Origin of the sequence: Anaeroglomus insulsum, from assembly GCF_050689095.1 — a bacterium.
GTDB classification, from domain to species: domain Bacteria; phylum Planctomycetota; class Phycisphaerae; order Sedimentisphaerales; family Anaerohalosphaeraceae; genus Anaeroglomus; species Anaeroglomus insulsum.
The window spans coordinates 123,729-143,470 of record NZ_JBOGCL010000004.1 but is presented as its reverse complement, the minus strand read 5'-3'; the positions used below and the strand labels follow the sequence as shown (position 1 = coordinate 143,470).

Below are 19,742 nucleotides of genomic sequence, written 5' to 3'. Positions count from 1 at the left end.
TGTTCCGGGCTTTTTTTTGGGACTACTATCCAGATACCATCGAAGGATACGCTGCAAATACTTATTCTGTGGCTATCTTTGTGGCAAATTCCTTCTCTATCTTAACACGTATGAGTTTTATCCATTTTTATGGTAAGATTTTCTTGTTTCCTGTGTATTAAGTATGACATCTATCTATTCAAGGGCTGTGAGGAATTAAATAGGAACTTTAGATGTAACCCTGCAACAAAAATCAGAGTAGTATTAGAAAACCTTTTTTCAGGAGAGTACTCATGGTAAATCAAAAACGCAGTACCGTCTGGTCGTGCCTGACACTGGCAGCCATCTGCTGTCTGTCAACCTCGTGCAAGGCCGCTCAGCCCGCATGGAAGCCCGTCGAAGGCAAAATCATGACCCCCTGGGCAAAACAAGTCAATCCGGACAAAGTCCTGCCCGAATACCCGCGTCCGCAAATGGTTCGCAAGGACTGGACAAACCTCAACGGTTTGTGGGACTATGCTATTGTCGGCAAAGACGCCCAGAAACCTCAGCAATATGATGGGAAGATTCTGGTCCCCTTTGCCATTGAATCGGCCCTGTCCGGCGTCGGTAAGACCGTCGGTGCCGACAGCAAGCTGTGGTACCACAGAACCTTCACCGCCCCGACCGCATGGAAAGACAAAAATGTCCTGCTGCATTTTGGCGCTGTTGATTGGCAATGTGATGTCTTTGTCAATGGGACACTCGTCGGAAGCCACAAAGGCGGGTATGACCCGTTCTTCTTTGATATCACGTCGGCGCTGAAACCCACAGGCGATCAGGAACTCGTCGTGGCAGTCTGGGATCCCACCGATAAAGGCCCGCAGCCCCGCGGCAAACAGATCAATAACCCGCACGGCATCTGGTATACTTCGGTGACCGGCATCTGGCAGACGGTCTGGGCCGAGCCTGTGGCCAAAACCTACATCAGCAGCATCAAGCTGACTCCCGATGTGGACGCCCAGAAATTAACTGTTCAGGTCAACGCCGCCGGCGACACGCAGGGCCTCTCGTATGCCATCGAATCCAAAGCCAAAGGCTTTGCCGCCTCTGCCGCTTCCACCCACAGCACGCTGACACTGGATATCAAAAATCCCACACTCTGGTCCCCGGCCAATCCGTTCCTGTATGACCTGACCGTCCGTATCGAGAAAAACGGCAAGGTCATCGATTCGGTGGAGTCCTATTTCGGCATGCGTAAAATCAGCCTGGGTAAAGATGAAAAAGGCATCACGCGCATCATGCTTAATAACAAATTCCTTTTCCAGTACGGCCCGCTCGATCAGGGCTGGTGGCCGGATGGGCTTTATACCGCTCCCACCGACGAAGCCCTGAAGTTTGACGTGGAAATCCTCAAGGAACTGGGCATGAACATGCTCCGCAAGCACGTCAAAACCGAACCGGCACGTCTGTACTACTGGTGCGACAAACTCGGCATTATTGTCTGGCAGGATATGCCCAGCGGTGACCGCTATATCGGTCCCAACGATCCGGATATCGTGCGGACACCCGAATCCGTTGCCATCTATGAAACCGAATGGAAAAATATCATCACCGCCCTGTATAACCACCCCTCCATCGTCATGTGGGTTCCGTTCAATGAAGGCTGGGGGCAATTTGACACCGCCCGTATCGTCAAATGGACCCAGGAACTTGACCCCACCCGCTTGGTCAACAATGCCAGCGGCTGGGCCGATCGCGGCGTTGGTCATGTCAATGACATGCATCATTATCCCGCCCCCAATATGCCCAAAGTCGAAGACGCCCGCGCCGTGGTACTCGGTGAATTTGGCGGACTGGGGCTGCCGGTAGCCGGCCATACCTGGCAGGATGAAAAGAACTGGGGATATCGCAGTTACAAGAATGAAGCAGAACTGACGACCGCCTATCTGAACCTGATGTCCATGCTGCGGCCACTGATTGCCCAGGGCCTCAGCGCCGCCGTCTATACACAGACCACGGACGTGGAAGTCGAAGTCAACGGACTGCTCACCTATGACCGGGCCGTCTTCAAGATGGACAAACCCAGCCTGATTAGGGCCCACAAGAAACTCTATCTGCCTATGCCCACAGTCCAGACCCTGATTCCCTCTTCACAGACACAGGCCCAGTCGTGGAAATACACCACCGCTGCCCCCGCTGAGAACTGGTTCCAACCGCAATTCAATGACGCGGCATGGACCACCGGCCAAGGCGGCTTTGGCACCCAGGGTACGCCGGGCGCTGTGGTGGGCACCGAGTGGAAGACCGGCGAAATCTGGCTCCGCAGAACCTTCGAGCTGGGCAACACTCCCAAAGGCGATATTGCCCTGACCATCCATCATGATGAAGATGCCAAAGTGTATATCAACGGCACCCTGGTCGCCGAGCTGTCGGGCTTCACCAGCGACTATGGGATCGTAATGCTTCCCGAAACCGCAGCAAAAGCCCTCAAAAAAGGCACCAATACCCTGGCCATCTACTGCAAGCAGACCAGCGGCGGCCAGTACATCGATGCCGGCATCCTGGAACTGATTGAACAGAAATAAAATCCAGCCTGTTCGGATTCAACAAAACCCCCGATTCGATTTCGAACCGGGGGTTTTTTATTGGATGCTGTTCACAGTCTGATGCTGCAATCACTTATTTGGATTCAACCGGAATCGCACCCGGTGTTGTGCTCAGCCGCGTCTTCAACTGGCCGGTCTGCATGTTGTAATCCACAACAGGCACCTTGACACCATCCACAAAACACGGTTGGCTCTCTGTGCCTTCGATATGCACCCATCCATCCGCTCCGGTATATCGCAGCGTCTGACCTGCCAGCACATGCTGGCCGACCTGCTCCAGATAAATGCCGCCTTCGGCCAGCATTTCGCTTAAGACCGTGCGACCCGTGGCATCCCTGGCAAGCTGCAGCGTCGTCTGGAGAGATTGGGCCTTGGTCACCTTATCCGGATTGCCGTCTTTGATGGTAATATACCCCAGCGATAGCGACTTGTCCCCGCCGACAGCAATAATCTGCTGAGTCGGAACAGTCCAGGTCAGCGTCTTGAATCCCTCGACCAAAGCATAGCACGGCTGACGCAAATCCAGTGAACTCGCCACAACATCGGGGCCAGCAGGTGCGATTTCCTGATTATTCAGTTCAATTTTGCCCGGCCCGGCCGCGGCAATCCTCTGCGTCGCATGGTCATAATCAAACCGTTCGCAACTCAATTTCACATGGCTGACCAGTGCCTGCTCGAGTAAGCGCTTCGCCTCCAGACGCACATTGCCGCCAGTGACGGCCACATGACTGATCGTCGTCCGCCCATTGGGGTCGGTCCCCAGATCGACCGTCAGCTTATCTCCATAAAAGCGCCGGATCGTTTTTTCCCGGGGCGTTTCCTCGGTAGCATCCCCAATCACGTTATCATTAAACACGACCTGCCGAATACTTTTGCCCGACCCCGTGATAAATTCCGCATTCTTTTGAGCCGTAATGGTCACCGGCAGACTCGAACCCGGGTCATTGGCATCGGCGGGCGTAAAGAACGTAAACACCACCGGCCCCTGGGCGATCGCCGATCCCTTGGACAATTCATAATCAATCCGCTGGGCCTCAAATCGTGCCGGTTTCTGGTCGGCCTTGTCGGATTTGCTGACCATCACCGCCTCGGTCGTACTGGTCAGTGTCACCGGCTCAAGCTGGCCCGATTCATTTTTGGCAAACTGAATGGTTGCATCGCCGGAAGTAAACGTGCCCTGCTCGGAATCAAACGCCACATGCCCTTTGAAGTCTGCCATCGACAGGGTATTTTCCGCCGCAAAACTCAGCACCGCCTTATCCGCCTGGGCCAGCGCCCTGCTCTGGTCTGCCTCAGAAGCAAACTGCACATCCCCCTCCAGCTCCACGCGGGCAAGCTGATTGCCCGGGTTGAATTCGAGCCGGGCCGACTCGGCCTGCGTACGAAGCGTGGAACTGTTTTTCATCTTGGCTTTCATCCCCCCGGCCAGGTTGACCGCAGCAAGAGCAATCTCACCCTGCGCCGACGACAGCGACTGGGCAAAAAACACATCCATTTTCTGCCCGAACGTGACCTCCGCAGGCCCCGACAGCGACGCCGTCTTGGGTTTGTCAGCAGCTTCGGTCGTGCCGCCTGAAGGCTCAAACACCATCCTGCCCGGCCCATCCACAAGGGCATAACTGTTCCTGCGGTCCCACAGCACATTGCCCGTCGTCTCCAGATACCCGCCGTCGGCATTCATATTCAGCCGCACTGTTTTTTCAAATTCACCCACAAACAGCTTGAGCACTTCCTGCGAGGGACTATATTGCAGGCTCTGACATTGCACCATGGTATAAGGGTTCTGGCCGGCCCCAGTATCCAGCCGCTGAATCTGCAGCGGCTTGCCAGTCACCTGAACATCCAGCGAAACGGCTGTCTTGCCATCATACACACTGTCCATCGGTTTGACCACGATCCCGCCATCGCAGGTGACAATCACGTCGGTCGTATCATCATCAGCCGGGACCTGCGGCAATCGGGCACGCTGCTCCCACGGCAGTTCACCTTCCAGCAGGGATTCAGGCGATTGAGCGGTTGCCGCTGCAGGCGGGGTCGTTGTCTGGGCAGACGACTGCTGGGCCGCTGGTTCATCAGAGGCCTCACGACCCGGCTGCGGCCCAAACAGTATATTCAAAATCGTAATTTCCTGCGCCCCTTTGATAATAGCCTGACGGGCATAGTGTATCTCCACGTTGTCACGCAAAGCACACTGATACAGCAGCGGCGCTGCCAGCCTATCCGTACTGTTCGGCTCCCCCGATGCCGTCTTCGCTTCCGAATCAACCGGTTGGGCTGATGCAGCCCCGCTCACCCCTTCGAGACTCGCCGTCCCGTCCCCGCTTTTTCCGGCCTCGGCAGCAGGTTCACTGCCGAATAACTTCGACGACACCGCATTTTTCAGCCGCAGATACTCCAAATCCTTGATCTGAAAATACTCAATTCGGCCATTGGCCGGGTTATGCATCATCAGCATCCCCTTGCCCACCAGTCGGGCCTGGGCCGATATCAGCTCCACCGGGCCATTGGTAAAAAACTCCGACCGCTCACTGCTGTAATTCAAATCATCCAGCAGAATCACCGTTTCAGTAAATTTCTGTCCTTCGACCGGAAGCAGCCGGATGACCACTTTGCCGGTCAACTGAGCATCCTGGGGAACCGGCGTACTGCCGCTGTCTTCCACCTGAATATCCCCCTTATCCGCATCCATCCGGCATCGAAACCGGTCTTCAAACACATACATATACGGCTTGAGCACCTGCCAGGTAGTGGATTGTGCCCCGGGATTCACCAGACGCTCAAAACCAAATATCCGCCGAACCTGCCGCGTCTGGGGATCCAGAATCGTATAGCGTGCCTGATTAACCCCGATAATTTTCGTCTGGTCAATCTGCCGGGCCTGCGGGTCATCCGGCAGATCGGGAATATCCCGTATCGACGACCTCTGCTCGGTCGGTAATCCCTTGCTGCCCGTCAGCCGCAGATAGCCCCAGAATAACAACGCCACAATGGCCGCGGCCACGATGCCGATGATCAGCTTTCGCACCATAATCAATTTCCTTATTTACACCAGATACCGCTCAATCGCCTGTTCCCATCGACCCGTCTGACGCAAAATATACTCAATCACCTCCGCGACCGCCCCATCCCCGCCGGCAGCCCGCGTCACATAATGGGCATACGGCTTGATTTCCTCGACCCCCTGTGCCGGCACCACCGCAAATCCCACCCGCCGCAGCAGCGGTAAATCCAGCCAGTCATCCCCAATATAAGCCACCTGCTCGGGCGTATATCCCGTATCCTTGAGCAATTGCTCAAAGGCCGGCAGTTTCTGCTTGCAGCCCTGCAGAACATATTTAATTCCCAGCTGTTCGGCACGGATTGCTGTAGCCGCCGTCTGGCGTCCGCTGAGGATGGCACTATCCAGACCTGCCCGATGCCACAGCGTCACCCGCTGGCCGTCCAGCACATTAAACCGCTTGCTTTCCGAACCATCCGAATGAATAATAATCCCGCCGTCGGTCAAGACGCCGTCCACATCCATAATCAGCAGTTGAATCCGGCCCAAATCCGCCTGTGTTCCGCTCATAATGCACCTGTTGAAGCTTCATCCCACAATCTTAATCGCCACGATATCCTGAACGTCAATCAGGCCAATGGGGCGATCATCACTATCCACCACCGGCAATTCATCGATTCGGTACCGGTGAAAAATCGCCATCGCCTCTGCTGCCAGTGTATCTTCCCGCACACGCTTGCAGCCGGCGGTCATAATCTCCTCGGCACGCTTGCCGAAGATCTCGTTGGTAAACCGCGTCATCGCTCGCCGCAGGTCTCCATCGGTAATAATGCCTGCCAGTTTTCCTTCCTCATCCACGACCATCACTGCGCCATGTCGTTTCTGCTGGCTGGTCAAATCCAGCATTTGCTGGACCGTCTGGCCCCGCTTGACCAGCGGAAGAGCCTCGCCGGACTTGAACCACATTGTCTGACCCACGGTAATCAATTTGGCTCCCAGTGCTCCGGCCGGATGGAACCGAGCATACTCTTCCGTACTGAAGTGCCGAGCCTTCATCACCGTCAGTGCCAGCGAATCCCCCAGTGCCAGCATGCAGGTGGTTGACACACTGGGCGCCAGCCCCAGCGGACAGGCTTCCGTCATTTTCCCCATGCACAGTGCCACATCACTGTGTCTGGCCAGCCGGCTTTGACTATCCCCGACAATCGATATCAGGCGTATTTCACGCTGCTTGAGCGGCTCGATGAGCCGCAGAATTTCGTCGCTGCTGCCGCTGTGGCTCAAGGCCAGCACCACATCATTCTGCCGCACCCGCCCCAGGTCCCCATGGACCGCTTCGGTCGGGTGCAGAAAATGACTCGGCGTTCCCGTGGAGGCCAGCGTACCGCTGATTTTATTGCCGACGATTCCTGCCTTGCCCACGCCCGTTACAATCACCGAACCGCTGCACGAGAATATCATCTCGCAGGCTTTTCGAAAGGCGGGCTGATTCACAATCTGTTCCAGCGAAGCAATACCCGCCGCTTCCGCCTGCAGCACCATCCGTGCATAATCCAAATCAAACATATTCTGATCCTGCTGAAAATGTCCTGGTTCGTCGCGGCTCAGAACGCCGCTTGAACCACGTATGTCTTTGGCTCATCAACGCATCGGGCCCGTCAGGGATAAACACAGTTCCCTTTCTGACCCACAGTCGCCGCTACACTTTCACGACGCTGCCCCGTTCATCATAACAGACCATCTGCAGACTCTGCAAGTCTGCCAGAAAGTCTGATTTAATCACAATTTGCACACCCGATCCCTGCTCCAGTTCAGTCAGGCTGCTGCGCCGCTGATTGAGCAGATACTCGGCCACCGGTGCAGCCACGGTGACTTCCACCCGCTTGACTGCCTCATGGCTGAGTGCCATTCGCACGGATCGCAGAATATCTGTCGCCTGCGCCATCGGACTCTTGACTGTTCCGGTCCCGCGGCAATGCGGACATCGATAGGTCGTGCTGGACTGCAGCGAAGGCCGCAGACGCTGACGCGTCAGCTCAATCAGACCGAAGGCACTCATCTTCAGCGCCCGCGTTCGTGCCCGGTCGGTCTTGAGTTCCTCCCGGAAGGCCTTTTCCACCGCCTGCTTGTTTTTACTCTCACGCATATCAATAAAGTCGCAGACGATCAGCCCTCCCATATCCCGCAGCTTCAGTTGCCGTACAATCTCTTTGGCCGCTTCCAGGTTGATCTTCAGCGCCGTCTGCTCGGCATTATCAGGCTTGCGGTATTTGCCGCTGTTGACATCGATGGTCACCATCGCCTCGGTCTGTTCAATCACCAGCGAACCTCCGCATTTAAGCTCCACCCGGCTGGATTGAATATTTTCAATCTCCTTTTCAATGTTGTACTTGTGAAACAACGGCGTCTTTTGATCATAAAACGACACCCGGTTTTTCAGCTTCGGCTGAACAATCGACACAAAATCCCGAATCTGCCTGGCGATCGCTTCGTTGTCGCAGACGATCTTGGATATCCGCGTATCAAAAATATCACGCACCGTCCGCAGAACCAGATCAGACTCCCGGTACAACTCTGCCGGAGCCTTTTCCTTTTCAATCCGCTTGGTAATCGCCCCCCACAGCCGATTCAGATACGACAAATCATTTTGCAGATCGCGTTTGGTTGCCGTCAGCGCTGCAGTGCGGACAATCACCCCGGCATTCTCCGGCAGCTTTAATCCGCTGACCGCCTCACGAAGCCGTTTACGCTCGGCTTCATCCTCAATCTTCTGCGAAACGCCGATATTATTCATCCACGGCATCAGCACCATATACTTGCCCGGCAGCGACAGATACGTCGTCAGGGTTGGCCCCTTGGTATTGATGCCCTCTTTAATAACCTGGACAATCAAATCCTGACCCCGCTTCAGACACCGCTGAATCAGCGGACGCTGTGTGACACTCTTGCGGCGACCGATATGTTCTTCTGTGTCCTTCTGCCCCGTATAATATCGCGGATGCAGATCACTGATATGAAGAAAACCGTTCTTGACCACGCCAAAGTCAATAAATGCCGCCTGAATCGCCGGCTCAATATTAACCACCTTGGCCTTATAGATGTTGCCCACCAGACTGGTCGTTCCGGCCCGTTCAATATGAAGTTCCTCCAGCACATTGTCGCAGACTACCGCCACACGGGACTCTTCACCCTCGCTGACATTAATAAGCATTTCTGTATTCATTGTTGTCCCTGTTTTTACAGTTCCTGTTCCTGATCCTGTCCATCCATCACATCCCCGGATGGCTCCGCCTCTTCTCCTTCGTTGCCATGTCGGGATGCTGTTTGCCATGCAATGCCGGTCCGTAGCACCGGCCGACATAAATCCTCCCGTCGCAACCCCAGCCATCCCAGCAATTCCTCGACCCGCGCCGTCCCCTGCCCGCTGAAGCGGCAGCGGACCTCAACAAACCTCTCATCCCAGCCGACACCCTGCAGATAGACGCCGATATCCACTGTCCTGCCGACACGTTCATCGGGACGCTGACGCACCACCTCCACCCGGCCTCCTGCCTCAAGGTGTTGCCGGCAGGCCTGGAGCCTCTGCTGGAAAACCTCTGTCCGACAGCAGGACTTCGGCTCCAACCGATACAAAATACTGCCCGGATACCGGCGGACCCGCCCTTCCAGAATCTCGGCATGATACACCCTGCAGCCTTCCGGAAGCTGGGCATTCATCCTGCACGGAAGGGCTTGAGCTTCGCCGGCCAAATCCGCCGTGTGCACCATCAGCAGTTCCTGATCGCCGTCCACCCCCACCGTTCGCGGCAGCGGAAGAGAAATCTTCGGATGCGGATTAAATCCCTGAGAATAGGCAGGCTCAATCCCTGCGCGCACCAGGGCCCGGCTCCACATCGTCAGCGTCTCCTGCTGCGATAGATAGCTTGGCCCCCCTGTGATTGAAAAATAAAACAACAGTGTTTTGGTCGGCTGCATGAGTCCTTTTCCGGGCCATCCGCTGACCGGCCTCCCGGCAGCAATGCCCCAGCTTTCCGAATTTTGTTATGCTCTTCCCGGCCATCTGGCCGGAGGATTTCTGGGTCCTGTATGCGTCGTCGATGAACCGGACACTCACAACTGCCCAGGCAGTATCTGGCTGGCCGCATCCCGCAGCAGATTCTTGATCTGCCGCTGCGAATCCAGTGTCGCCACGCGGCGCGCCAGCATATTGCAGTCCTCAATCGTCACCGAACGAATTATTTTTTTGATCTCCGGAATCATCGGCGGCGCCAGAGACAGCGTCCGAACGCCCATCCCCAGCAGCAGCATGATATATTCCGGATCCGACGCCACCTCGCCGCAGACACTCAAGCCGATTCCCGCTTTGCCGGCATCGTGAATCACACTGCGCAAAATGCGGACAATCGCCGGCTCCGCCGCCGAAAACAGCGTCGATACATGTTCATTGCCGCGGTCCACGGCCAGCGTATATTGAATCAGGTCATTGGTCCCGATACTGAAAAAATCACTCTCCGCCGCCAGATAATGCGACGTCAGCGCCGAACTGGGGGTCTCAATCATAATCCCCACGGGAATCTTCGCATTATATGGCACCGCATATTCATCCAGGTCTTCCATCACATCCCGCAGAATCATCTTGGCCTGCCGGAGTTCCTGAAGATTGGTTATCAGCGGAAACATCACCCGCACATCCCCAAGCACCGACGCCCGCAGGATGGCTCGAAGTTGCGTCTTGAAAAGCCCCAGATTCTGCAGACAGTACCGAATGGAACGAAGCCCCAGAACCGGATTGGCCTCCGGCGCCTGACGAATCGTCTGCGGCAGTTTGTCTGCACCCAAATCCATGGTGCGAATCACCACCGGCTCATGCGGAAACACCTTGACCGCCTGCGCATACGCCTGATAATGGTCTTCTTCGGTCGGCTCCGCCCCCCCATACAAATACAAAAACTCGGTCCGATAAAGCCCTATCCCCTCACCGCCCTTGTCGCGAACCATCGCCGACTCTTCCGGAAATTCGATATTGCCCAGCAGTTGAACCTTCACTCCGTCCCGCGTCTCCGCAGGCTTGTCCCGCAGCTCATCGAGCTGATGCACAAACAAGCTGACCTGCTGAGCATAATTGCGATACTGCCTGAGCGTCTCTTCATCCGGGTCCACCACCACCACGCCCCGGTTGCCGTCGATAATCACCATGCTTTCCGAGGTGATCCCCGAAGTGATATCCCCCAGCGCCACCACCGCCGGAATTCCCATCGTCTTGGAAATAATCGCCGTATGACTCGTCCGCCCCCCGGCTTCCGTGGCAAACCCCTTGACAAATGTGCGATTGAAGCTGGCCGTCTGCGTCGGCGTCAGATCATGGGCCACAATCACCACCTCGTCCCGCAGATGTTCCACTTCTTCCTTGACCTTGCCAAGCAAATGAACCAGCAGACGCCGTTCAATATCGTAAATATCCGCCGCACGCTCACTGATATAAGGATCGTCAATTCCCTCAAAATGAGATGCAATCTCGCGAAGAATGGTCGACACCGCATACTCGGCGGTCACACGCTCCTTGTCAATATAATCGGTAATCCGCTTGCGAAAGGACTTGTCCCGCAAAAAACGCATGTGAACGGCAAAAATATCTTTAATCTTGCCTTCATCAAAATGCTTGCGTTCACTCAGCTCCGTGAGGTCTTTGATGGCAAAGGCAAAGGCCCGCCGAACTCGCAGGATTTCCTTGGCCCGCTGAGAATCCAGGATGCTGCGGCGGGGAATCCGGTAATCTTTCGAGTCGATGACCATACATCGCGCAATCGCGATGCCAGGTGATACGCCGATTCCCTTCCTGATTTCCATATCCTGTGTTTACCCTTTTTCTACCCCGGCTGGTTTTGTGCCCGGAGGCTCTCCAAATAATTTTTCTTCGACCAGTTCGCGGATGGCTTTCAGAGCAGCCTGGGCATCTCGCCCCTTGGCACGAACACGCAGCTTCGAACCACAGGTGGCCGCCAGCATCGTCATCTGCATAATGCTTTTGGCATCGGCAGTCGTCACCTCATTACTAACCGAAATGTCAGACTTGAAGCTGCCCGCCAAATCCACAAACTGCATCGCAGGCCGCATGTGCAACCCTTCGGCATTCTTGATTTCCACCTCTATTTCGTGGACTGCTTCGTTCACAGCCAATAATACCTTCTCTGTCGGACCAGGCACATCTGCACCCGGCCCAAATTAATCATACGGACCTTACTGAAATCTGCCGTTTTACCACAGCAAGGCAGGAACTCTTGATGCCGGGATACCCGCGGCACAAAAACCGTCCCTGGCCACCGCGGAAAATTCATCTCAGGGATCTGCTTACTCCATACCGTCGCCGTCAGCATCCGTAATAATTTCCATGATCTCCTGGCAGGTCTGAGCCTGACGCAGAAAACGCCGGAAATCATCTTTCTGCAGGTTGCGGAACACCGTCTCCATGGCCTGCAAATGACGATCCGGATTGGTCGTCGGACTCACCAGCAGAATCACACTATATACCGGCTGCTTATCCAGCGATGAAAAATCAATCCCCTCCGCCGAACACCCAACCGCTGCCACCGGCTCGCTGACATCAGCACTCTTTACGTGAGGCACTGCAACGCCCTTGCCAATCCCGGTGCTGGCCTCATTTTCACGTTTAATTACAAGTTTGCTCACCGCTTCCACTGAATCTTTCGGAATCTTGCCGGCCTTACCAAGCACACCCACCAGTTCTCGAATCGCCTCATCGCGCTGCTTGGCTTTAAGACGAGCTACAATTGCATCTGAACATACAATATCCGAAAGTTTCATATTGTCCTCTCAAACAAAATAACCAGTTCTTCATCAAGGGGCCAACCATCTCCCCGAAACTGGATGATACATATCTCCTCAAGTGGTTTATGGTTGTGTAGGGAACGGAATGCCCGCCTACTCAGCTTTGGGCAACTCCACTTGAGGCACAAATTTATTATCACGCTGCTTTTCTTTAATCTTTTTCAGTTGTCGCTCCAGTTTATGCACCGCCATATCAATACACGTATAAGCATCGGGACCGCTGTCTTTGGCTACAATATCACCAAAATGCTCCGCCCGGGCAATGATTTCCACTACAGGCAAACTCCCCTGACTGGCATCCAGCAAGACATCAACATGGGATATCTGATCAAAAAACCGAGGCAGCTTGTCCACTTTCTCTTTGGCGTGGGCGCGAATTGCATCCGTTATTTCAATGTGTTTGCCGCTAATTGTAAATAACATAACTACCTCCTGAATCAAAAGAGTATTCCTGTTGCGACCACCATTCGTTTCTTACGTTATATATCCCGAATCTAATTGCCACGGTTCGGGTAGCAACATCCATGTTGCCCAGATCCCAACAACTCTAATTCGACTGCTTTCACAAGGTATTCTATCTCGCAGGTCTGCCGCGGTTCGACAGGAATGCGAAAAAGCCAATCGTTCATCACAAATTCCGACCCTTTAGGCACTGTCTTATGTGTGCTATCCTGTTCAATTTCAACCCTGATAAGATTGAATGTCCATTGAATTTGATACTGAAAAAACAACCGGTTCAGCCAACTCAGCAGACTCACTCATGCCGGCCAATTTGGCCTGGTCGCCCCCCAACAGATGCCTCATAAAGTCCCTCAATGCTTGCATTTGGCGGTCTTTACGACACGTTCAAAATATTGTTATAAAAATCCCAATACGATTCAAACGTTCCTACATCTTCAACAATGCCTTGGGTCCACACAAATGACCACATAATTGTCACTAAGTCTTATCAAAAACGGGTATTTATACCCTATACACTTTAGTTTATTTCCTGATGGTCGTCAATAGAAAATCGCCGCCCAATCTCGCTGGGCAGGTGTTTTCCAGACAAATGAACTCCCAGCCCCGGTAAGGACGCTATGATCCATACCGCCCTTTGGCACAACGCCAGGGCCGTCGCCGCTTCAAGCGATGCCCCCCCAAATTGGACAAACAATACAATCAATCCTCCTTCCATAATCCCTATCCCGGCAATACTAATCGGCACCGACCCAACCACCCACATCACCGGTAAAAAGACAAAATACCCCTCCATCGGAGTCGGGATCCCCATTTCCATACCCAAAAACCACATCGACAAGATCACTAACCCCTGCAGCATAAAGGTCAATATCAGCGACCCCGGCCCCAACAGCGGCTTTTTTACCAATAATATCCCCGCTTCCAACAGGTGAATCAATGCACTTTTGATATGCTGTAATACCTTATTATAAAATATGTTAAGACGATTTCGAACAGCAGGAACGGCCGCTAATCCTACCGCCAGCATCACCATGACCGCAAGCCCTGCCAGGATAAGACCACGATAGTCTGAAATCAGCCCCAAATAGTCTCTTTTTTTGTTGCTGGCAACAAACAATCCCTCTTGTCCGGCAAGCATAACCCCCAGAAACGCCATCAAAATCGTTGCTAACAGAGCTAATAGGCGGTCCACAAAAACACTAATCACCGCTGCCATCCGCCGGTGGGTATGCTTGGCCACATACCACGCTCGCACAAGATCGCCCCCGATGGATCCAGGAAGAAAATTATTGAAATATAGACCCAGAAAGGTTAGTTTTACAGCCGACCACAACGGAATATGGATATTCGAACTCCGCATAAATAGCCACCACCGAAACGCAAGAATCCCCTGGCTAACCAAAAATGCCGCAACAACAACCCCCAAAACCCACACGGAAATGTTGGAAAAGACCTTCGCTACTTCCTTGAAATCCAGCTTTATGGCTATCAAACAACAGGCAATCAGCGCAACCCCACCCCGCAAAATAATACTGATATGGCCGTTTTTGTTATTTTTATCGTCCTGCGTCACCCAGCTATCCCAAAAAATCCTTGTGTTTCCCGAGCATACCGTGTACAAAGTCCCCCTGCAAGAATTTCCAGCGGGAAATTACACTACCTTGTATATCGTCAATCAATGCAGGAAAAGATAACCAAGGTTTCAGAATTAGAAGACTGATTTTCACGGAGTGCATTATGGCAGCCAATAAACAGATTGAAGAAGGCCTGGATTTTACCCCGAAATTCGATGCCAACGGCCTGATCACCGCGATCGCCCAGGACGCTAAAACCAATGAAGTCCTAATGGTAGCGTATATGAATAAGGAAGCCCTCGACCTGACCCTTAGCACCGGCAATGCCGTCTATTTCAGCCGGTCACGTCAGAAGCTCTGGCGCAAAGGTGAACAGAGCGGCCACGTCCAGAAAGTCCAGCAGGTTCTGGTAGATTGCGACCAGGATTGTCTGATTCTTAAAGTCCTCGTCGATGAAGGCCAGTGCCATGTCGGCTACCAGTCCTGCTTTTACCGGGCCATTAAAAAAGGCTCCCTGACCGAAATGGAAACCATCGCCCGGAAAGTCTATGACCCCGAACAGGCCTACGGAAAAAAATAATCCTGGCCTGCCCCTTACCCCGCCAATCAAAGCCCCCTCTGGCACACCCGCCTGATGGGGCTTTTTTGTTACAATCCCCTTGACCATCAAACCACTGTTTTAGCTGAAAATCCCTTGACAAGACTCCTTTTGAGACTAAAACTGGTACAGGCCCTAAAGGACCTACAGGAATATCTCTGATAAAAGACAGAGTCAAACCTGTACCACAATTTCAAATACGGAGCGCGAATCACAATGAACACATTCATCAAGCCGGCGATTTTAATCTCATTGTCCCTTTTAGTAACCTCCCCCGTGTTTGCTCAGGCCTCCCAGCAGGACCGAGAACGCATCAACCAATTGACTCAGGAAGACCACAAACTGATGATGGACAAGCTGGGCATCGAATCCATCCGGCGGGGACCCTCCGGAAATCCCCAAGCCCCGGACGCCGCCAACACCGATGAAGCCAAAGTCCAGCCCTATTTTCTCCCGGATCCCTTGGTATTCAACGATGGAACCCGCGTGACAAAACCCCAGCAGTGGCCGGCACGACGGGCAGAAATTGTCGAGTTATTTGACCGTGAAATCTATGGCCGGCTCCCGGAACAGATTCCGCCGGTAACCTGGAAGGTCGTTGACGTCAACGAAACCACCGATGGCGATTTCCCAGTGAGGATCAAACAGCTTCAGGGGACGGTCGATAATTCCTCTTACCCGGCGCTTAAGGTGGTGATTCAATTAACCGTCGGCACACCTGCCAAGGCTAACAAGCCCGTTCCTCTCATTATGGAATTCGGTTTTAACTTTCCGGGACGCCCCGGTATGCCCTCGCAGGGCAACAGCAATACCCTGACCTGGAAACAGCAATTGCTCAAAGAAGGATGGGGCTACGCTATCCTGAATCCCACCAGTTTTCAGGCCGACAACGGTGCCGGATTACGCGAGGGGATTATTGGCCTGGTCAATAAAGGCCAGCCTCGGAAACCGGACGACTGGGGCTGCCTCCGAGCCTGGGCCTGGGGAGCCAGCCGGGCGATCGATTATTTCGAAACGGATAAGGATGTCGATGCAAAACGCATCGGCATCGAAGGGCTTTCACGCTACGGCAAAGCCGCTGCCGTTGCTATGGCGTATGAACCTCGGATCGCCATTGGATTCATCGGCTCCTCCGGCGCCGGCGGCGTCAAGCTGCTGCACCGTGTGTTTGGCGAGCAGGTGGAAAACCTCGCCGGCTCGGGCGAATACCACTGGTTCGCCGGCAACTTTATCAAATATGCAGGCCCCTTAACCCAGGAAGACCTCCCTGTCGATGGCCATCATCTGGTTGCCTTGTGCGCCCCGCGTCCGGTCTTTATCAGTTCCGGCTCCGCGTCCGTCGAAGGACAATGGGTGGATGCCAAGGGGATGTTTCTGGGCGGCGCCATGGCCGGTCCGGTGTACGAATTGCTGGGCAAAAAAAGCATGCGAACGATGCTGTTTCCGCCTCAGGAGACCCTGGTTGATGGGGATGTCGCCTTCCGCCAGCACGAAGGAGGCCACACTACCGGCCCCAACTGGCCGTATTTCATCGAATTTGCCAAACGCTATTTCATAAACTAAATACCGTCGATCCGGTACTTTCAAAAAGCTGGCAACGATCCATAGAGACGTATCCTGTTTGCAGATTTTCCATCGTCCTGATACAGTCCTAATTGACCCGTAATACCTTGAGTAATTCACGGGACAAGCGGCGGCTAATCTGAAAAAACAATCACAAAAAGATAAAATAGATACAGTAACATAAGAAGGAAAACAAGACCCCAGCCCGACGGAATCCAATTAAAGTAGATATGGCACAGCCGCATTATTTTCTTCTCTTCCGAAAATCGCTTGACATAGAAGAGCGTGTCAGGTAATCTATTACCCTCTTGTCTGCCGGCGTTGGCAGACAGGGAACCCATAACTTTTTCTAATTTGGAGGTAAAGTTTCTGTGAATAAGGAACTGGCCCGTGAACTCATCAGTGCGGGCGTGCACTTCGGTCATGCCGCCAGCCGCTGGAACCCCAAAATGGCTCCTTACATTTTCGGCAAGCGCGGTATGATTCACATCATTAATGTCAAAGAAACCCTCAAAGGTATCCTGATTGCCAAAAAGCTGATTGCCAGCATCGTCGCTTCCGGCAAGGACGTGGTGTTTGTCGGCACCAAGCGTCAGGCCCAGAAAGCCGTACAGTCGGCTGCCGAAGCCTGCGGCATGCACTATGTCAGCGAACGCTGGCTGGGCGGTACTCTGACCAACTTCCGCACCATCCGTTCCCGTGTGCAGCGTCTGGAAGAGCTGGAAGGTATGATGGCCGGCGGTCAGATGGAATCGGAAAGCAAAAAACAGGGTTCACGTCTGAAACGGGAGCTCAAAAAAATCACCGAAAACCTCGGCGGTATTCGCAAAATGAGTCGCGTGCCGGGTGTGGTTGTGGCCGTGGATGTCCGCAAAGAATACATTGCACTTCGCGAGGCCCGCAAGCTGGGCATCGCCACCATCGGCATCATTGACACGGACGCCGATCCGGATACCGTGGATGTGGCCATCCCCGCCAATGACGATTCGCTGAAGGCCATCGAAATCATTATGAACGAACTCGCCCAGGCTGTCGCCGAAGGTAAAACCATGATCAAGCCCGAAGACATGTCCGTCCAGGCTCGTCAACCACGACAGCGTTCCCGTCGCCGGGTTCTGGCCAGTGCGGGTGAAGGCGGAGAAGCAGAAGAGCAGGGCACTGAGTCGGCGGATACAACCCAGACCGAAACTGCCCAGTAACCGCTGTGTTACACTCGGGAAACAAAACCATAAATAGCTTTTGCAGGCCGGGACTCTGATTGTCCCGGCCCGCATCCAAAATAGGGAGAACTATACCAATGACAGAAATATCTGCTTCCGTAGTTATGAAGTTGCGCAAGCTCAGCGGTCAGGGTATGATGGACTGCAAGAAGGCGCTGGAAGAGACCAACGGCGATATGGACAAGGCGCTGGACCTGCTTCGCAAGAAGGGACTTGCCACCTTGGCCAAGCGTGCCGACAAAGAAACCTCCGAAGGCCGTGTAGTGCGTGCCGTCAGCGCCGACGGCAAAACCGTTGCTCTGGCAACATTGTGCTGCGAGACAGACTTTGTGGCCAACAATGATGATTTTAAGGCCGCCTGCGAAAAATTGTCGCAGTGTGCCCTGACAGTCGCTGCGGATGAAGGTGCCCAGGCCCTGATGGACTGTGTTTGTGAAGGCAAGAAATTCAGCGACCTGCTGACTGAACTGGTCAGCAAAACCGGCGAAAAAACCCAGGTTGGCAACTATATCCGGTATCGCGTGACTGGCCCCGGCATCATTGGCAGCTATGTTCACTTCAATAGCAAAGTGGCTACCATGGTCGAAATCGAAGCCTCCAGCGAGGCCGTCGCTCAGGCTCTCAAGAGCATTGCCAGCGATATCGCCATGCACATCACTGCGATTAACCCTGTCGCCCTGGATCGTAATTCTGTGGATCCTGCGGTGGTGGCCCGGGAGCGGGAAATCGCTGCCGAACAAGTCAAAGACAAGCCCGCCAACATGGTGGAAAAGATCGTTGATGGCAAGATGGCCAAATTTTTCAAGGACAACTGCCTGGTTGACCAGCCCTTTGTCAAGGATGATAGCAAAACAGTCACTCAGGCCCTCAACGATGCGGCCAAGGCTGCCGGAGGGACCGCTAAGATAAAGCGGTTTGTCCGATTTGAAATCGGCTAAGACCTGTGATAAAATAAGGCAACGGAAACGTTGCCTTTTTTGTTGGAATGTGATAGTATAGCCGACGTAAAAGGTCTGTTGAATTGAGATTGTATCTGTCCGGTCCAATCTCTGCGAGTACAACACGCCTGCGGCTCATGCGGCGGTTGGAGGTATCGCAGACAGATAACAATATCAAGCTGAAATGAATAAAGTCTCTGAAAGCCGTCTTTATATGGATAATAAAATACAGTATAAACGAGTCCTTTTGAAGTTGTCCGGCGAAAGTTTCTGCAAGCCCGGCGGATTTGGTATCGAAGGTGAGGCCCTTGAATCCATCGCCGAGCGGATTACCCGCATCTGCAAGCTCGGGCCGCAGGTCGCCATTGTGGTCGGCGGCGGAAATTTCCTCCGCGGCGCCACATTCTCCCAGAACAGCCATATTCCGCGTACAACGGCCGATTACATGGGCATGCTGGCCACAGTCATCAATGCCTGTGCCCTCCAGGAAACGCTCGAAAAGCTGGGCCAGCCAACCCGTGTCTGCAGTGCCATCGAAGTCTCGCAGATTTGCGAGCCGTTCCTTCGCCGCCGGGCTATCCGTCATCTGGAAAAAGGACGTGTCACCATCCTGGCCGGCGGGACAGGCAATCCGTTTTTCTCAACGGATACCTGTGCGGCACTGCGGGCCTCGGAAATCGGCGCCGACTTGATGATTAAAGCCACCAAGGTCGATGGCGTTTACACCGATGACCCCAAGAAAAACCCCGATGCCAAAATGATCGAAAAACTGACCTATCACGAGGTCTTGCAGAAAAATCTCAAGGTCATGGACCCGGCTGCTGTCAGTCTCTGCTGGGAAAACAAAATTCCAATTGTGGTTCTGAATATCTTCGTGGACGGCAATATCACCCGTGCCTTTCGGGGTGAAAAGGTCGGCACAATCATAACTGAATAAGACAAAAATGTCCTGTGTGGACAGCACCTGATTCCTGGA

The 19,742-nt window shown here is 53.7% G+C and carries 16 protein-coding genes; 6 read left to right on the top strand and 10 right to left on the bottom strand.

Annotation, left to right across the window (positions count from 1 at the left end; genetic code table 11):
• Positions 1–272 precede the first annotated feature (272 nt).
• Positions 273–2,546: a glycoside hydrolase family 2 protein gene (locus ACQ9LF_RS05390; RefSeq protein ID WP_462488353.1), complete on the top strand. Its 2,274-nt coding sequence runs from the start codon at positions 273–275 to the stop codon at positions 2,544–2,546.
• 94 nt (positions 2,547–2,640) lie between these two features.
• Here ACQ9LF_RS05390 and ACQ9LF_RS05385 read toward each other — a convergent pair whose 3' ends face one another.
• The 10 genes from ACQ9LF_RS05385 to ACQ9LF_RS05340 form a co-directional block, all read right to left on the bottom strand.
• Positions 2,641–5,595 carry a hypothetical protein gene (locus tag ACQ9LF_RS05385; protein ID WP_462488352.1) on the bottom strand — a complete coding sequence of 985 codons (2,955 nt, stop codon included), beginning with the start codon at positions 5,593–5,595 and terminating at the stop codon, positions 2,641–2,643.
• 15 nt (positions 5,596–5,610) lie between these two features.
• Positions 5,611–6,135, bottom strand: coding sequence for a KdsC family phosphatase (locus tag ACQ9LF_RS05380; RefSeq protein WP_462488351.1), 525 nt, complete (start codon positions 6,133–6,135; stop codon positions 5,611–5,613).
• An 18-nt stretch (positions 6,136–6,153) separates the two neighbouring features.
• On the bottom strand, positions 6,154–7,131 hold the full coding sequence (locus ACQ9LF_RS05375; protein WP_462488350.1) for a KpsF/GutQ family sugar-phosphate isomerase: 978 nt from the start codon (positions 7,129–7,131) through the stop codon (positions 6,154–6,156).
• A gap of 133 nt (positions 7,132–7,264) precedes the next feature.
• Complete coding sequence (locus ACQ9LF_RS05370; RefSeq protein ID WP_462488349.1) at positions 7,265–8,788, bottom strand: Rne/Rng family ribonuclease; 1,524 nt, start codon at positions 8,786–8,788, stop codon at positions 7,265–7,267.
• A gap of 14 nt (positions 8,789–8,802) precedes the next feature.
• Positions 8,803–9,540 carry a TIGR03936 family radical SAM-associated protein gene (locus ACQ9LF_RS05365; RefSeq protein ID WP_462488348.1) on the bottom strand — a complete coding sequence of 246 codons (738 nt, stop codon included), beginning with the start codon at positions 9,538–9,540 and terminating at the stop codon, positions 8,803–8,805.
• Positions 9,541–9,675: 135 nt separating this feature from the next.
• Entirely contained in the window at positions 9,676–11,412 is a 1,737-nt protein-coding gene (ptsP, locus tag ACQ9LF_RS05360; protein ID WP_462488347.1) for a phosphoenolpyruvate--protein phosphotransferase, read from the bottom strand.
• A 9-nt stretch (positions 11,413–11,421) separates the two neighbouring features.
• On the bottom strand, positions 11,422–11,736 hold the full coding sequence (locus ACQ9LF_RS05355; protein ID WP_462488346.1) for an HPr family phosphocarrier protein: 315 nt from the start codon (positions 11,734–11,736) through the stop codon (positions 11,422–11,424).
• Between the two features lie 177 nt (positions 11,737–11,913).
• The gene (locus tag ACQ9LF_RS05350; RefSeq protein WP_462488345.1) at positions 11,914–12,387 is read right to left on the bottom strand and encodes a PTS sugar transporter subunit IIA; all 474 of its coding nucleotides are present in this window, start codon (positions 12,385–12,387) and stop codon (positions 11,914–11,916) included.
• Between the two features lie 117 nt (positions 12,388–12,504).
• A complete protein-coding gene (hpf, locus tag ACQ9LF_RS05345; protein ID WP_462488344.1) occupies positions 12,505–12,834 on the bottom strand; it encodes a ribosome hibernation-promoting factor, HPF/YfiA family in 330 nt (109 codons plus the stop codon).
• Positions 12,835–13,390: 556 nt separating this feature from the next.
• Positions 13,391–14,446 (bottom strand): lysylphosphatidylglycerol synthase transmembrane domain-containing protein, encoded by a 1,056-nt coding sequence (locus tag ACQ9LF_RS05340; protein ID WP_462488343.1) that lies wholly within the window; start codon positions 14,444–14,446, stop codon positions 13,391–13,393.
• 164 nt (positions 14,447–14,610) lie between these two features.
• Here ACQ9LF_RS05340 and hisI point away from each other — a divergent pair, with 164 nt between their 5' ends.
• The 5 genes from hisI to pyrH all read left to right on the top strand — a co-directional run bounded on the left by hisI (position 14,611) and on the right by pyrH (position 19,703).
• Positions 14,611–15,027 carry a phosphoribosyl-AMP cyclohydrolase gene (gene hisI / locus ACQ9LF_RS05335; RefSeq protein ID WP_462488342.1) on the top strand — a complete coding sequence of 139 codons (417 nt, stop codon included), beginning with the start codon at positions 14,611–14,613 and terminating at the stop codon, positions 15,025–15,027.
• 234 nt (positions 15,028–15,261) lie between these two features.
• Positions 15,262–16,608 carry an alpha/beta hydrolase family protein gene (locus ACQ9LF_RS05330; RefSeq protein ID WP_462488341.1) on the top strand — a complete coding sequence of 449 codons (1,347 nt, stop codon included), beginning with the start codon at positions 15,262–15,264 and terminating at the stop codon, positions 16,606–16,608.
• Between the two features lie 371 nt (positions 16,609–16,979).
• Complete coding sequence (rpsB, locus tag ACQ9LF_RS05325) at positions 16,980–17,807, top strand: 30S ribosomal protein S2 (RefSeq protein ID WP_462488340.1); 828 nt, start codon at positions 16,980–16,982, stop codon at positions 17,805–17,807.
• Between the two features lie 98 nt (positions 17,808–17,905).
• Positions 17,906–18,766 (top strand): translation elongation factor Ts, encoded by an 861-nt coding sequence (tsf, locus tag ACQ9LF_RS05320; protein WP_462488339.1) that lies wholly within the window; start codon positions 17,906–17,908, stop codon positions 18,764–18,766.
• 214 nt (positions 18,767–18,980) lie between these two features.
• Positions 18,981–19,703 carry a UMP kinase gene (gene pyrH, locus ACQ9LF_RS05315; RefSeq protein WP_462488338.1) on the top strand — a complete coding sequence of 241 codons (723 nt, stop codon included), beginning with the start codon at positions 18,981–18,983 and terminating at the stop codon, positions 19,701–19,703.
• Positions 19,704–19,742 lie beyond the last annotated feature (39 nt).